Origin of the sequence: Acinetobacter seifertii (assembly GCF_016064815.1) — a bacterium.
Classification (GTDB): Bacteria; Pseudomonadota; Gammaproteobacteria; order Pseudomonadales; family Moraxellaceae; genus Acinetobacter; species Acinetobacter seifertii.
Genome location: NZ_CP065820.1, coordinates 1,584,111 through 1,597,146 on the forward strand (window position 1 = coordinate 1,584,111; position 13,036 = coordinate 1,597,146).

The window sequence follows — 13,036 nt, forward strand, 5'->3', positions numbered from 1 at the left end:
GGTTAAGCGCAAAGTTTTTATTTTAGGCCTTATTTTCTAGCATTAAACTTAAGAACTACAAATACAATAATACCGACAATCAGACCCCAAAATGCCGAACCTATACCGAAAAATTGGATACCCGAAGCACTACATAAAAAGGTAAATAATGCGGCCTCACGGTCTTCAACAGGGCCAAATGCAAGCGCAATGTTATGGCTAATGGTACCAAGTAATGCAATACCTGCTAAAGCTACAATAAAAATATGAGGAAAAGACATGAGCAAGCTTGTCAGTGTTGCTGCAAATAGTCCCATCAATGCATAGAAAAAACCAGAGCTTATGCCAGCAATATAGCGTTTGCTGGGGTCAGGATGAACCTGATCGTCAAGGCATACAGCCGCACTAATCGCGGCAATATTGACGCTATAACAACCAAAAGGTGCAAGCAAAACTTGGGTTAAACCGGTCCAGCCAATGAGTTGGTTAACATGTGGTTGATAGCCATAACTCTTAATCATGGCAATACCGGGTAAATACTGCGAAGCCATACTAATCACAAAAAGAGGTAACGCTAAGCCCAAAAGAGCCGACCAGCTAAAGACAGGACTAATCCAAACAGGTTTAGCCAAAGACCAGTGAAGTGTAGGCATATGAAAGTCTAAAAACACAGGACAGAGCACAACACCAGCAAGTGCTGTGAACACGATGCTATAACGCGGCCATAATCTTTTTGTAATGATATAAATGACGAGCAAAGATAAAACGAATGCCCAATCATTTTGTAAACTTGCGAAAAGTGAAATACCAAATTTGAGTAAAACCCCCGCAAGCATGGCACTGGTCAAGCTTTGAGGAATATATGAAAGTGCTTTTTGAAAAATTCCTGAAAAACCTAAAATTGCAGTCAGTACACCAACAACTAAAAAAGCACCAATTGCTTCATTTATGCTATATCCACCGCCAGTTGCAATAATTAAGGCGAGACCAGCAGTAGACCAAGCTGTTGCTACAGGGTATTTGAATTTCCAAGAAAGAATAAGTCCTGATAAACCAAGACCCAAACCTAAAGCCCAAAACCATGAGGTAATTTGTTCAGGTGAAGCACCTAAAGCTTGGGCGGCCTGAATCACTAAAATAGCCGAAACACTAATACCAATAAGAAAGGTAATGAAACCCGCGAATACAGCTGGAATAGAAAAATCTTGAAGAATCTTTTGCATGGCTAAATGTTCTAAATCCCTGAAAAATTAATATGTTTCTGCCTACATTTTCAGCTAGGTAAATCTAACAATTTTTTTTAAGAAGGTGCTTTCTATTTTTATCTTAAAAATAAAATAATATTTTTTAAATAGCTATAAATGCTATTATTCATTTCATAAAAATTAATGAATACTGGATATTGTTCTTATGGATGAACAAGCTGAAAATTTAACACCGCTTGATCTGAAAATTATGCGTTGTTTACAAGAAAATGGACGCTTAAGTAACGCCGAACTGGCAAAACTTGTAGGTATAAGCACCTCATCTTGTTGGAATCATACCCAGCGTCTTTTTAAAATAGGGGCAATCTTGGATGTTCGTGCGCGAATTAATCCAGCTACAGTACAGCGTGAAACAATTGTATTAGTGGGTGTGGTACTAGACCGTTCAACTCCCGATAGCTTTCAAGCGTTTGAACAGGCATCGGGTGGTTTGGAGAATGTTTTAGAATGTTATCTAGTTGCTGGAGAAGTCGATTATTTTCTAAAAATTCGTGTTAAAGATTTGGCTGCTTTTAACCGATTTCATAGTGAGAAAATTATTGCCTTACCAGGAGTAAGGCAGGTTAGAACATTCTTTGTACTCAATGAAGTTAAAACAGATGGCATGCTTGCATTTTAAAAGTTCAGTATGTTCATCTTTATAGGCTAGGCAGATTACATCGTTGAAGTTGCCAACTTTAAACCAAATCCAAAAAATAAAATTCCAACCAAGAAAATACTACTTGCTGCAATTTTATGGTTTTGTTTAAAAAATGCCGAGAGCTTAATTCCAGAGAAAATAAGCGCTGTTAAATAGCTAAAGCTAATAATTTGTAAAATAACCGCTAAAATTAAAAAACTTAAAGCTGGATAAGCGTAATCTGGATTAATAAACTGAACAAAGAAAGATAAGAAAAATAAAATCGCTTTAGGGTTAAGTAAACTAATACTTAAGGCAGTTTTATACGGGTGAATTTTATCTAAAGTAGGTAAATCAGCCATTTCTGGTTGTGGTTGATTACGTAGTTTCCAGCGTTGAATACTGCCTTGTAAAAGCTTAAACCCTAAATAGGACAAATAAAGTGCACCAACGAGTTTAAGAATAATAAAAACCCAAGGAAATGCTTTTAATAAAGAAGCAGCACCCAGTACGGTACAGAGCATTAAAATAAGATCACCAGTAAAAATACCAAGTGCACCCATATATCCGGTTTTAATCCCGTAGCGTGAAGCAATTGACATCACATAAAGAGAATTGGGTCCGGGTAATAACACAATTAGGAATGTACCAATAATATATGTTGTTATATCTGTTATGCCGAACACAAGAAACCCAATAAAAAACCGATTTTTGTCATAATAACAAAAATCGGCAATTTTGTATGAAAAGTGCAGTTTTTTAAGGTTTAATTTCTGCATCAATTCCAAAAGATTGACGTAATAAAAAACTTAATTGGTCACGAGCTTTAATAAAGCCATCAACACCACCTTGTAAAAGTTGGAATGCCATTAAGTCATGATTAAGTTCGTCTTTAAAGCTTTGTTCATCTTGAGCAGGTCTAACAATAGCCTCTGCTTGTTTTGATTTAGTCGCATCAAGAGCTGCATCAACTGTACGTGTATCTTGCTCAAGCTGGGTAAGTAGCCCCGGTGAAATCGTTAGCAAATCACATCCTGCAAGGCCAAGCACTTGATCAATACTGCGGAAGCTCGCACCCATCACTTGAGTTGGAATATTTTGCTGCTTGTAGTAAGTGTAGATTTTCTTAACTGAAACCACACCTGGGTCTTTTTCGATTGGGTAAGCGTCTACACCTTCAGCCTTTTTGTACCAGTCTAAAATACGGCCGACAAATGGTGAGATTAAAGTCACTTTTGCATCTGCACATGCTTGTGCTTGGTGTAAACCGAAAAGCAGCGTGAGGTTACAGGCAATACCTTCAGCTTCAAGTACCTTAGCCGCTTGAATGCCTTCCCAAGTCGACGCGATTTTAATAAGAATACGTGACTGATCAATACCATAACCTTTGTAAAGTTCACATAATTCATGCGCTTTTTTAATGGTTGCTTCGGTGTCATATGAAAGGGCAGCATCAACTTCTGTCGAAACACGGCCTTCAATGAGTTTTAAAATTTCTACGCCAAATTTTACGGTTAAAATATCAATGGTTCTTTCAATCAACTCATCACTTTTATAGCCTTCTTCTTTGGCTTGATAATAGGCATCTTCAATGAGCTCTTTACTTTCTGGTTGTTCTGCCGCTGCCGTAATTAATGAAGGATTCGTTGTAGCATCTAAGGGACGAAATTTACGAATGGCATCAAGGTCGCTACTGTCAGCAACAACGGTCGTTAATGTTTTTAATTGGTCAAGTGCTGTATGAGTCATTGATATTCAACATCTTCAGTAATAAATCTTATGTTTTCTTTATAGCACAAACTCTATCCATACTGTCGATATATCAATTGTTATGTTTCAAAGAAAAACGTTTATGTTGTGCATCTAAATTGAAATTATTTTAAGGGACCTGCTGCATTCGCTTATCGCGAATATAGTCAATCAAAAACCTGGCAGCAGCACCAAGTTCATTTTCACGACTCCAAACTAAGTCGACGTAATATTCAAAACGCGGTGTAAAATCAAATACATCTAATGCTTTTAGCTTGTTGTTTAACTCAGGGTTTTCTTTAAACATTTCTTGTGGCAGTACCCCCCAACCCAAATTACGTAAAATCATTAGGCATGCGGAGTGGTGGTTGTCTGTACGCCAGTAGTGTTTTGAAAATAATAATTCGGGTTTTAACGTCTCATCTCGACTTGCCACCACAATTTGTCTCGTACCCAAAATCTGCTCATAAGAAACATGCTCTTGGCTTGCGAGCGGATGGGTTTTTGAAATAACAGGAATTAAAGCTTCACGTTTGAGTTCTACAAACTGCTCTCTATTGTCTAAATGTTCACGTTCAAACATAAGGGCCAGTTGGGCAGAGCCATCTAGTAACATGTGAAGTGCATCCTCTTGAGGGGCAGACACAATATTAATTTGTAGGTCAGGGAAGCGGTTTTCTAATAGGCAAACATAGTCGGTCCAATTGGTATGTAGCAGCTCAGACACCACAACAATAGTGAGGTTTGGTTCTAGACCAGTACTTAATGCATGGGCGTGTTGTTTCCATTGATTCATTTCAATTAATAGTTGCGCCGTTTTTTCATATAGCACTCGTGCTTCAGCTGTTGGGGTAGGTTCACGGCCTTTACGTTCAAATAATGTCAGGTTCAAATCGATTTCTAAATTAGCAATAGACATGCTTACAGCAGAAGGAACTTTTCCAAGTTTGCGTGCTGCTGCTGAAAAGGAGCCAGTTTCAATCACGGCCTGAAACATGAGCAATTGTTCTTGATTAATATTCATCTGTCAAAAAAACTGAAAGAACCTGATTGGATTAATCAAAATTATAAAAATAAAATGCACATTATCCAAGTAATTATTGAGTATTTAAAAATGTTGATTTCCAAGAGAAGACTCATTCATGCAATCAGTTATGAAGGAATTTTGTTGGTCATCATTGCGATTGCATTAAGTTTTATTTTTGACATGCCGATGGAAGTGACCGGAACACTTGGTGTGTTTATGGCAGTGGTTTCAGTTTTCTGGAATATGATTTTTAACCACTATTTCGAAAAAGTAGAGCATAAATATAATTGGGAAAGAACGATCCCTGTGCGGATTTTACATGCAATTGGTTTTGAGGGTGGTTTGCTGATTGCGACTGTTCCAATGATTGCATATATGATGCAGATGACAGTGATTGATGCATTTATTTTAGATATTGGCTTAACCTTATGTATTTTGGTTTATACCTTTATTTTCCAGTGGTGTTATGACCATATCGAAGATAAGTTTTTCCCAAATGCTAAAGCGGCATCACTTCATTAATTCACATAGATTGAAATGAAATAAGCACCCATCTGGGTGCTTATTTTGTTAGGTCGATAAATAGAAATTATTTTTCTACAATCGCAACCACACCTTCACCACCTGCTGTACAGATCGAGATTAATGCACGGCCTGAACCTTTTTGATTAATCAATTTAGCAGCAGTAGCCAAGATACGACCACCAGTTGCAGCAAATGGGTGACCTGCACCTAAAGATGAACCATTTACGTTAAGTTTAGAGCGGTCAATTGAACCTAAAGGTGCATCTAAGCCAAGACGTTCTTTACAGAATTTTTCATCTTCCCAAGCTTTCAATGTAGATAACACTTGAGATGCAAATGCTTCATGGATTTCGTAGAAATCGAAATCTTGAAGTTTAAGGTTAGCGCGCTTAAGCATACGAGGTACTGCATAAGCAGGAGCCATCAATAAGCCTTCTTTAGGGCCGTTCTTACCAATAAAGTCAACAGCTGCTGTTTCAGAGAAAGAAAGGTAAGCTAAAACTTCATGACCGTTTTCTTTTGCCCATTCTTCAGATGCGAGCAATACCACAGAAGCACCGTCAGTTAACGGAGTTGAGTTACCTGCAGTCATTGTTGCAGTTTCGCCTTTACCGAAAACTGGTTTTAACTTAGCAAGTTTTTCAACTGTACTGTCTGCACGTAAGTTGTTGTCACGGTTAAGACCTAAGAATGGAGTCATTAAGTCATCAAAGAAACCACGCTCATAAGCAGCAGCAAGTTTTTGATGGCTGCTTGCAGCTAGCTCGTCTTGTGCTTCACGAGTAATACCCCATTCTAAAGCAGTGATTGCTTGGTGCTCACCCATTGAAAGGCCAGTACGTGGTTCACCGTTGCTTGGTGCATCAAGAAGCTTTTTAAAATCAATTTTTGTTAAAGCTTTAAGGCGGTCTTTGCCCGTTTTAGCAACATTGAGCTCAAGTAAAACTTTACGTAAACCATCACCTACAGCAATCGGCGCGTCAGAAGTTGTGTCTACACCACCTGCGATACCTACATCGATTTGACCAAGTGCAATTTTGTTGGCAACGACAAAAGCTGCTTGTAAACCTGTACCACATGCAATTTGAATGTCATAAGCAGGAGTTTCAGGAGCAAGATCTGTGCTCAGTACAACTTCACGAGTCATGTTGAAATCACGGCTGTGTTTTAAAACAGCGCCCGCAACAACTTCACCAATACGCTTACCTTGTAAATTAAAGCGTTCAACCAAACCATTCAATGCTGCTGTCAGCATGTCAGAATTAGACGCTTTGAAATAAGCAGTATTTGAACGTGCAAATGGAATACGGTTGCCACCAATAATTGCAACGCGGCGAACAGTGTTTTGACTCATGGTTTTATCCTGTTGAACAGAAGGTTTGGTTTTTGTTGCTTTTGGTGCTGCAGCTACATTTGAAGATGTAGACGGGGTTGCTGAAGCAGCGCTCTTACTACGAGGGCTACGTGCAGGTGCAGTCGTTGAACGAGTACGTGTCGTTTTTTGTGTATTAGTTGCTGCTTTAGGAGTAGTGCTGTTACGCTTAGCCGTGTTAGAAGCCGACTTTGATGTATTTGACACTTTTTCCTGAGCAGAATTCTCGACTGCTGGATTTTCTTGAGTTGTTTTGCTCATAAGGCTTTTCCAAGCATAATAACGATATTCTTGTAAGCTACCTTAACACAATTCAAATAGACCTGTATTGACTAGAATGACATTGTAGATAGCATTCAGGTCAAGACATCCAAAGATGAACTCAAGTATGATTTGGAGTAACTCTAATGAACGACTGATTTCATATTGTTTCTGTCCATCTCATAACATAATGAAGCCTGTCGTAGAAAATTCATTTCTTTGAGAGATAATAATCATGACTGATCAATACCAAGCATTTACACAATCTCCTATTGGTAAATTCGTTGTTAAAAATTTGGGTTTACCATCGCCAGTTGCATTAGAGCGTTTTGAAAGTGCTCAGCCAGTAGTGAATGGTGCAGTATTGGTTGGCGCAGCGCCATCAAGTGTATTGTCTGGTGCGATTGCACAAGTACTTAGCAATATTCATGCTGACAGTTATGTAGGCAACAATGTTGCATTACAGCAAGAAGCTGCAAAAGTTGGTTTAAATTTACGCCCATTCAATGAAGGCGACAAAGAATCAAAATTCAAAGCAGTAGTATTTGATGCTTCTGGTATTCAAAACTCAGAACAGTTAAACGAACTTTATAAATTCTTTAATCCGATTGCACGTCAAGTTGCAACTTCTGGTCGTGTAATTGTGATTGGTACAACGCCTGAAACTGCAAAAACTGTAAAACAGGCGATTGCTCAGCGTGCACTTGAAGGTTTTATCAAATCTGTAGGTAAAGAGTTTAAAAAGGGTATTACTGCACAAGTTGTTTATGTAGATGAAGGTGCTGCTGCAAACCTTGAATCAACTTTACGTTTCTTGCTTTCTCCACGTTCAGCTTATGTGTCTGGTCAAGTAATTCGTGTATCTAAAGCAGATGTAGTTGATGTTGATTGGGCAAAACCACTTGCTGGTAAAACTGCATTGGTAACTGGTGCGAGCCGTGGTATTGGTGAAGCAATTGCACATGTGTTGGCGCGTGATGGCGCTCATGTTATTTGTTTAGATGTACCACAACAACAAGCTGACCTTGACCGTGTAGCTGCTGACATTGGTGGTTCTACATTGGCAATTGACATTACTGCTGCCGATGCAGGCGAAAAAATTAAAACTGCTGCGGCAAAACAAGGCGGTTTAGATATTATCGTTCATAATGCAGGTATTACTCGTGACAAAACTTTGGCAAACATGAAGCCAGAGCTTTGGGACTTGGTAATTAACATTAACTTGTCTGCTGCTGAACGTGTAAATGACTACTTGTTAGAAAACGATGGTCTAAATGCAAATGGCCGCATTGTTTGTGTATCATCAATTAGTGGTATTGCTGGTAACCTTGGTCAAACCAACTATGCTGCGTCAAAAGCTGGTGTGATTGGTCTAGTGAAATTCACTGCGCCTATCTTAAAAAATGGTATTACCATTAACGCAGTAGCACCTGGCTTTATCGAGACTCAAATGACTGCGGCAATTCCATTTGCAATTCGTGAAGCTGGTCGCCGTATGAATTCAATGCAACAAGGTGGTTTACCTGTTGATGTAGCAGAAACAATTGCATGGTTTGCATCAACTGCGTCTACTGGTGTAAACGGTAACGTTGTACGTGTGTGTGGTCAAAGCTTGTTGGGCGCTTAAGCACTTTTAGCTAAATAGGGGTGCTTGTGCATCCCTTTTTTATTCAAGAATCTATAAATTATAAAAGGTTAGGTATGAATACTCGTCATTTTAGCCAACTACCAAAAGCGGCATTGGCTTATCCAAAAGTAGTACAAGGCTTAATTTTTAAAAAGCCTCAGGGGCCAAAAATCTTGCCACAAGTTGAATATGTGGTAGACCGTCTTGAAATTGATCAGAGCCATCTCAAAGCTTATAACGAAGTATGTGGCTTCCAAAATAATGGTTTTGTACCGGCAATTTATTTGGCTGTGCTTTCTCAAAGTTTACAAATGCACATGATGACAGCAGAAGCCTTTCCATTTCCAATTTTAGGTTTAGTCCATATCCGTAACCAGATTAAACAAACCAGACCAATTGGTGTAACTGAAAAACTCACTCTGTCATGTAAATTTGGGGAACTAAAACCGCATGATAAAGGTGTTCAGTTTGACTTTATTACTACGGCAAAAGTTGGCAATGAAGTAGTGATGGAAGGCTTAACGACTTATTTATCTCGCCAAAAAGTCGAGAAAAGAATAGGTGAGAAAGCCAAAGAAGACCAAGCGCCAGCTTATGTTCCAAAGGCAGAGTGGGATATTTTAGAAAACACAGGCCGCCGTTATGCGAAAGTGTCTGGAGATTTTAACTTAATTCATATTCATGCCATTACAGCAAAAGCATTTGGCTTTAAACAAGCCATTGCGCATGGTATGTGGAGCAAGGCTAAAGCATTAGCGAATCTTGAATTACCAAATGCTTATGAAGCAGATGTGTGGTTTAAACTACCAATGTTCTTACCATCAAAAGTTGAGTTTTTAACTGCCAATACAGATAAAAAGACTGATTTCTTGATTCGTAATGCAAAATCGCAAAAACCGCACGTTGCAGGAACAGTAAAAGCATTATAAAAATATCAGTAGCCTGAACAGATGTTTGGGCTGCTTTTGAGCAAAATAACAAAAAATGCAAGGAACTTCATGTGATTAAAGAGATTTTACTGGCCGATACCCATAACTATCACGGTATTTTAGATGAACGTTTTATTGATTTAGCTCACCAATTTAGCCGTCTTCAAGATGCTAGAACAGGACAAGGTGGTGCTGCATTAGCGGTTTATTTTAGAGGCCAGAAAGTTGTAGATATTTACACAGGTCTAAAGTCACAAACTGAAGCTTGGCAACCCGATACTTTGGCAGTTTGCTACTCTACAGGTAAAGGTGTACTTGCAACCTTGGCGCATATTTTAGTCAGTGAAGGTTTTTTAGAATACGATAAACCGATTGCGATCTATTGGCCTGAGTTTGCTCAAAATGGTAAAGAGCAAATGACTTTACGCCATGTGCTGAGCCATCAAAGTGGTATGTTTGATATTCGAAATGTCATCGAAAGTGCAAGGGAAATGCTCGACTGGTCACATATGTTAGATGTGATGGCAGCCACCAAGCCAAGATTCCTTGCAGGAGAGAGCAATGCTTATCAAGCTTTAACATTTGGCTGGCTTGTCGGTGGAGTACTTGAAAAAGCAACTGGTCAATCTTTAGATCAGCTCATGCAAAAATATCTTGTTGAACCGTTGCAGTTAGACGGTGCTTATTTTGGTACGCCTGCAAGTGAGCTGGATCGAGTAGCACGATTAATTATTCAACCAAAATCAGAAAAACCAGCACCTACTCAAGCTGAAAAACCTAACAAACCTCAGCCGCGCAAAAGTTCACTTTCTGAAAAAATGATTACTTGGACTGGACAAGACCCGCAAGATTTTCAGGATGCCATGATTCCAAAAGGAATGAAGAATTTTAGTTTCTTTAGTGATGAGGGATTACAAGCAGTTATTCCGGCAGCAAACGGTACATTTACTGCAAATAGTCTTGCTAAAATTTATGCGATGCTAGCAAATCAAGGCGAATGGAATGGACAACAACTCATTCGCCCAGAAGTATTTAAAGAACTCAGTACCATTCAAAGTTATGCACGTGATCGTGTCATGCCAATTCCGATGAATTGGCGCTTAGGATATCATCGCATTATTACCATGGGTAAACGCGCTAAAAATGGATTTGGACATATTGGTTACAATGGTTCAGGCGCATGGTGCGATCCTGAGCGTGACCTGAGTTTTGCCTATACTCATAACTTTCAAATTGGTTCAATCACGGGTGATTACCGTTTGTGGGGGCTTACTCAAGAAGCCTTGCGTTGCACTGACCAAATTTTAAAAGGCCGTAAAGGTTGGTTCTAATTTTAGTGTTTTAAGGCTGGTATTTTAATTAATGCCAGCTTCTATATTCATAATAATTCTAGACGAATAATTGCTTCGGTATGACGCTTAAAATCTTCTTCAGCTAAACCTTGTAAACCAAGTTGATAAATACCTTCTAATCCACATACAAAGGCAATGAGCCGCCAAGCTATGTCTGTTGAATTAGATGTATTTTTAAATTCACCTTCTTTCTTGCCACATTCAATTGCTTGCACAATAGATTCATGCCAACTCTGCATGGCAAGGTTATACGCCTTTCGTATTTCCGCATCTTGTTCAATCAAGAGTTCAGCCTCATTCCATAAGCGTAAATAGGGCTGAAGTCTATCTATATTTTCTGCACCTAATAAAATGAAGAGTCTTTGAAATTGGCTAGTGGTTTTTAGTGCTTGTTCAATTTCATCAAGTTGTTCCATGAGATTTAAAAAAGCTTCAGCTTTTAAATGAGATGCCGAAGAAAAGTGGTGGTGAACTTGTCCGGTTGATGTTTGTGCTTCTGTTGCGATTCGGCGTACCGTCATGGCTATAAAACCTTCAGCCAAAGCAACTTGCATGGCAGCTTGCAGAATCATTTCTCTGCGTTGATCGCGATTAAGATAGGCCATGTTTCTTTCACCTGACTGAATTCGACACAAATTACATTAAAACTAAAAGTTGGACAAGTGTCCAATTGTGTATATAATAACCATGATTTGAACACGTGTCCAAGTTTTGGATATTGAAGAGCGTTATGCAAAAAAAATGGTTAATCCTGACAATTATCGTCCTTATTTATTTACCAGTTACGATTGATGCAACTGTGATGCATGTTGCAACACCGTCTTTAAGTGCAGCATTGAATTTAACTGCCAATCAGCTTTTATGGGTCATTGATATTTATTCACTGATTATGGCGGGTTTGATTTTGCCGATGGGTGCACTTGGTGATCGTATTGGCTTTAAAAAATTATTATTTATTGGAACTGCAATTTTTGGAGTCGGTTCCTTGGCTGCGGCTTTTTCTCCAACAGCTTACGCGTTAATTGTTTCCCGTGCTGTTTTAGGTCTAGGGGCAGCGATGCTTATTCCTGCCACTTTATCAGGTATACGTAATGCCTTTACCGAAGAAAAGCAGAGAAATTTTGCACTCGGTCTTTGGTCTACAGTAGGTGGTGGCGGAGCAGCTTTTGGTCCATTGGTTGGTGGTTTTGTACTAGAACACTTCCATTGGGGAGCTGTATTCCTCATTAACATTCCGATTATTTTAGCCGTTCTAGTCATGATCACAATGATTATTCCAAAACAACAAGAGAAAACTGATCAGCCAATTAACCTAGGGCAAGCTTTAATTTTGGTTGTAGCCATTTTAAGCCTCATCTATTCAATTAAATCGGCGATGTACAACTTCTCGGTACTTACAGTCGTGATGTTTGTGGTGGGTATAAGTACTTTAATTCACTTCATTCGAAGCCAAAAAAGAACGACCACGCCAATGATTGATCTAGAATTGTTTAGACATCCAGTGATTTCTACCAGCATTGTGATGGCAGTTGTTTCCATGATTGCTTTGGTTGGTTTTGAATTACTCTTGTCTCAAGAGTTGCAGTTTGTGCATGGGTTTTCTCCATTACAAGCAGCCATGTTTATTATTCCATTCATGATTGCAATTAGTTTAGGTGGTCCATTAGCCGGAATTTGTTTAAATAAATGGGGGCTTAGACTTGTATCTACTGTTGGTATTTTAATAAGTGGATTTAGTCTATGGGGGCTTGCCCAGCTTAACTTTTCGACCGATCACTTTTTAGCGTGGACGTGTATGGTCTTTTTAGGCTTCAGTATTGAAATTGCCTTACTGGCTTCAACTGCTGCCATTATGTCATCTGTTCCACCACAAAAAGCAAGTGCAGCAGGTGCGATTGAAGGTATGGCCTATGAGCTTGGAGCTGGTTTAGGCGTCGCTATTTTCGGGTTAATGTTATCTTGGTTTTATAGCCGCTCAATTATTTTACCAGCAGAGCTTCCATCGAACTTAATTGAAAAAGCGAGTATCTCGATTGGTGAAACCATGCAATTAGCTTCTAACCTTGAAAGCTCTTTGGGAGGGCAATTAATTGAAGTTGCTCAGCAAGCTTTTAGCTATGCGCATAGTTGGGTACTCACTATTTCAGCTATTTGTTTCTTCCTTTTAACTGTATTTGTCTGGTTTAGCTTTCCTAAGAAAGTAAACTAAAATAAAGGGTAAAAAGAGAGATTTATCTTTCTTTTTACCTTCAAATGTCTTTTTTAATATTTTCTTTATAATAAATTTAGTTATTTAATTCTCATAAATAACCCATTCTTTAATAAATTTCA

At 38.8% G+C, this 13,036-nt stretch carries 12 protein-coding genes; 6 read left to right on the forward strand and 6 right to left on the reverse strand.

Translation table 11 applies throughout. From position 1 onward, the window contains the following. Nucleotides 1-29: 29 nt before the first annotated feature. Entirely contained in the window at nt 30-1,202 is a 1,173-nt protein-coding gene (locus I8T81_RS07455) for a benzoate/H(+) symporter BenE family transporter (protein WP_198072491.1), read from the reverse strand. A gap of 187 nt (nt 1,203-1,389) precedes the next feature. Here I8T81_RS07455 and I8T81_RS07460 point away from each other — a divergent pair, with 187 nt between their 5' ends. Then, complete coding sequence (locus tag I8T81_RS07460) at nt 1,390-1,863, forward strand: Lrp/AsnC family transcriptional regulator (protein ID WP_004701051.1); 474 nt, start codon at nt 1,390-1,392, stop codon at nt 1,861-1,863. Between the two features lie 35 nt (nt 1,864-1,898). On the opposite strand, the gene leuE is transcribed toward I8T81_RS07460, so the two are convergent. The 3 genes from leuE to aceR form a co-directional block, all read right to left on the reverse strand. Then, nucleotides 1,899-2,549, reverse strand: coding sequence for a leucine efflux protein LeuE (gene leuE, locus I8T81_RS07465; protein ID WP_004701054.1), 651 nt, complete (start codon nt 2,547-2,549; stop codon nt 1,899-1,901). A 73-nt stretch (nt 2,550-2,622) separates the two neighbouring features. Then, nucleotides 2,623-3,612 (reverse strand): transaldolase, encoded by a 990-nt coding sequence (gene tal / locus I8T81_RS07470; RefSeq protein WP_107972086.1) that lies wholly within the window; start codon nt 3,610-3,612, stop codon nt 2,623-2,625. Nucleotides 3,613-3,742: 130 nt separating this feature from the next. Continuing rightward, nucleotides 3,743-4,636 carry an HTH-type transcriptional regulator AceR gene (gene aceR / locus I8T81_RS07475; RefSeq protein ID WP_198072492.1) on the reverse strand — a complete coding sequence of 298 codons (894 nt, stop codon included), beginning with the start codon at nt 4,634-4,636 and terminating at the stop codon, nt 3,743-3,745. Nucleotides 4,637-4,726: 90 nt separating this feature from the next. Here aceR and aceI point away from each other — a divergent pair, with 90 nt between their 5' ends. Beyond that, a complete protein-coding gene (aceI, locus tag I8T81_RS07480; protein WP_004701059.1) occupies nt 4,727-5,161 on the forward strand; it encodes a chlorhexidine efflux PACE transporter AceI in 435 nt (144 codons plus the stop codon). A 67-nt stretch (nt 5,162-5,228) separates the two neighbouring features. On the opposite strand, the gene I8T81_RS07485 is transcribed toward aceI, so the two are convergent. Beyond that, a complete protein-coding gene (locus tag I8T81_RS07485) occupies nt 5,229-6,797 on the reverse strand; it encodes an acetyl-CoA C-acetyltransferase (protein WP_004701062.1) in 1,569 nt (522 codons plus the stop codon). A gap of 235 nt (nt 6,798-7,032) precedes the next feature. Here I8T81_RS07485 and I8T81_RS07490 point away from each other — a divergent pair, with 235 nt between their 5' ends. The 3 genes from I8T81_RS07490 to I8T81_RS07500 all read left to right on the forward strand — a co-directional run bounded on the left by I8T81_RS07490 (nt 7,033) and on the right by I8T81_RS07500 (nt 10,684). Then, nucleotides 7,033-8,424 carry a 3-oxoacyl-ACP reductase gene (locus I8T81_RS07490; protein ID WP_198072493.1) on the forward strand — a complete coding sequence of 464 codons (1,392 nt, stop codon included), beginning with the start codon at nt 7,033-7,035 and terminating at the stop codon, nt 8,422-8,424. Nucleotides 8,425-8,498: 74 nt separating this feature from the next. Next, nucleotides 8,499-9,353, forward strand: a complete 855-nt coding sequence (locus tag I8T81_RS07495) for a MaoC family dehydratase (RefSeq protein ID WP_198072494.1) — start codon at nt 8,499-8,501, stop codon at nt 9,351-9,353. A gap of 71 nt (nt 9,354-9,424) precedes the next feature. Then, entirely contained in the window at nt 9,425-10,684 is a 1,260-nt protein-coding gene (locus tag I8T81_RS07500; protein ID WP_198072495.1) for a serine hydrolase domain-containing protein, read from the forward strand. A gap of 47 nt (nt 10,685-10,731) precedes the next feature. Here the strand turns inward: I8T81_RS07500 and I8T81_RS07505 are convergent, their stop codons facing one another. Then, a complete protein-coding gene (locus tag I8T81_RS07505) occupies nt 10,732-11,310 on the reverse strand; it encodes a TetR family transcriptional regulator (protein ID WP_198072496.1) in 579 nt (192 codons plus the stop codon). Between the two features lie 125 nt (nt 11,311-11,435). Here I8T81_RS07505 and amvA point away from each other — a divergent pair, with 125 nt between their 5' ends. Beyond that, nucleotides 11,436-12,914, forward strand: coding sequence for a multidrug efflux MFS transporter AmvA (gene amvA, locus I8T81_RS07510; protein WP_198072497.1), 1,479 nt, complete (start codon nt 11,436-11,438; stop codon nt 12,912-12,914). Nucleotides 12,915-13,036: the final 122 nt, after the last annotated feature.

Coding starts and splice junctions, on each gene's coding strand:
- tal (WP_107972086.1), bottom strand. CDS start 3,612: ATGACTCATACAGCACTTGACCAATTAAAAACATTAACGACCGTTGTT.
- I8T81_RS07490 (WP_198072493.1), top strand. CDS start 7,033: ATGACTGATCAATACCAAGCATTTACACAATCTCCTATTGGTAAATTC.
- I8T81_RS07460 (WP_004701051.1), top strand. CDS start 1,390: ATGGATGAACAAGCTGAAAATTTAACACCGCTTGATCTGAAAATTATG.
- I8T81_RS07505 (WP_198072496.1), bottom strand. CDS start 11,310: ATGGCCTATCTTAATCGCGATCAACGCAGAGAAATGATTCTGCAAGCT.
- aceR (WP_198072492.1), bottom strand. CDS start 4,636: ATGAATATTAATCAAGAACAATTGCTCATGTTTCAGGCCGTGATTGAA.
- I8T81_RS07455 (WP_198072491.1), bottom strand. CDS start 1,202: ATGCAAAAGATTCTTCAAGATTTTTCTATTCCAGCTGTATTCGCGGGT.
- amvA (WP_198072497.1), top strand. CDS start 11,436: ATGCAAAAAAAATGGTTAATCCTGACAATTATCGTCCTTATTTATTTA.
- I8T81_RS07485 (WP_004701062.1), bottom strand. CDS start 6,797: ATGAGCAAAACAACTCAAGAAAATCCAGCAGTCGAGAATTCTGCTCAG.
- I8T81_RS07495 (WP_198072494.1), top strand. CDS start 8,499: ATGAATACTCGTCATTTTAGCCAACTACCAAAAGCGGCATTGGCTTAT.
- aceI (WP_004701059.1), top strand. CDS start 4,727: ATGTTGATTTCCAAGAGAAGACTCATTCATGCAATCAGTTATGAAGGA.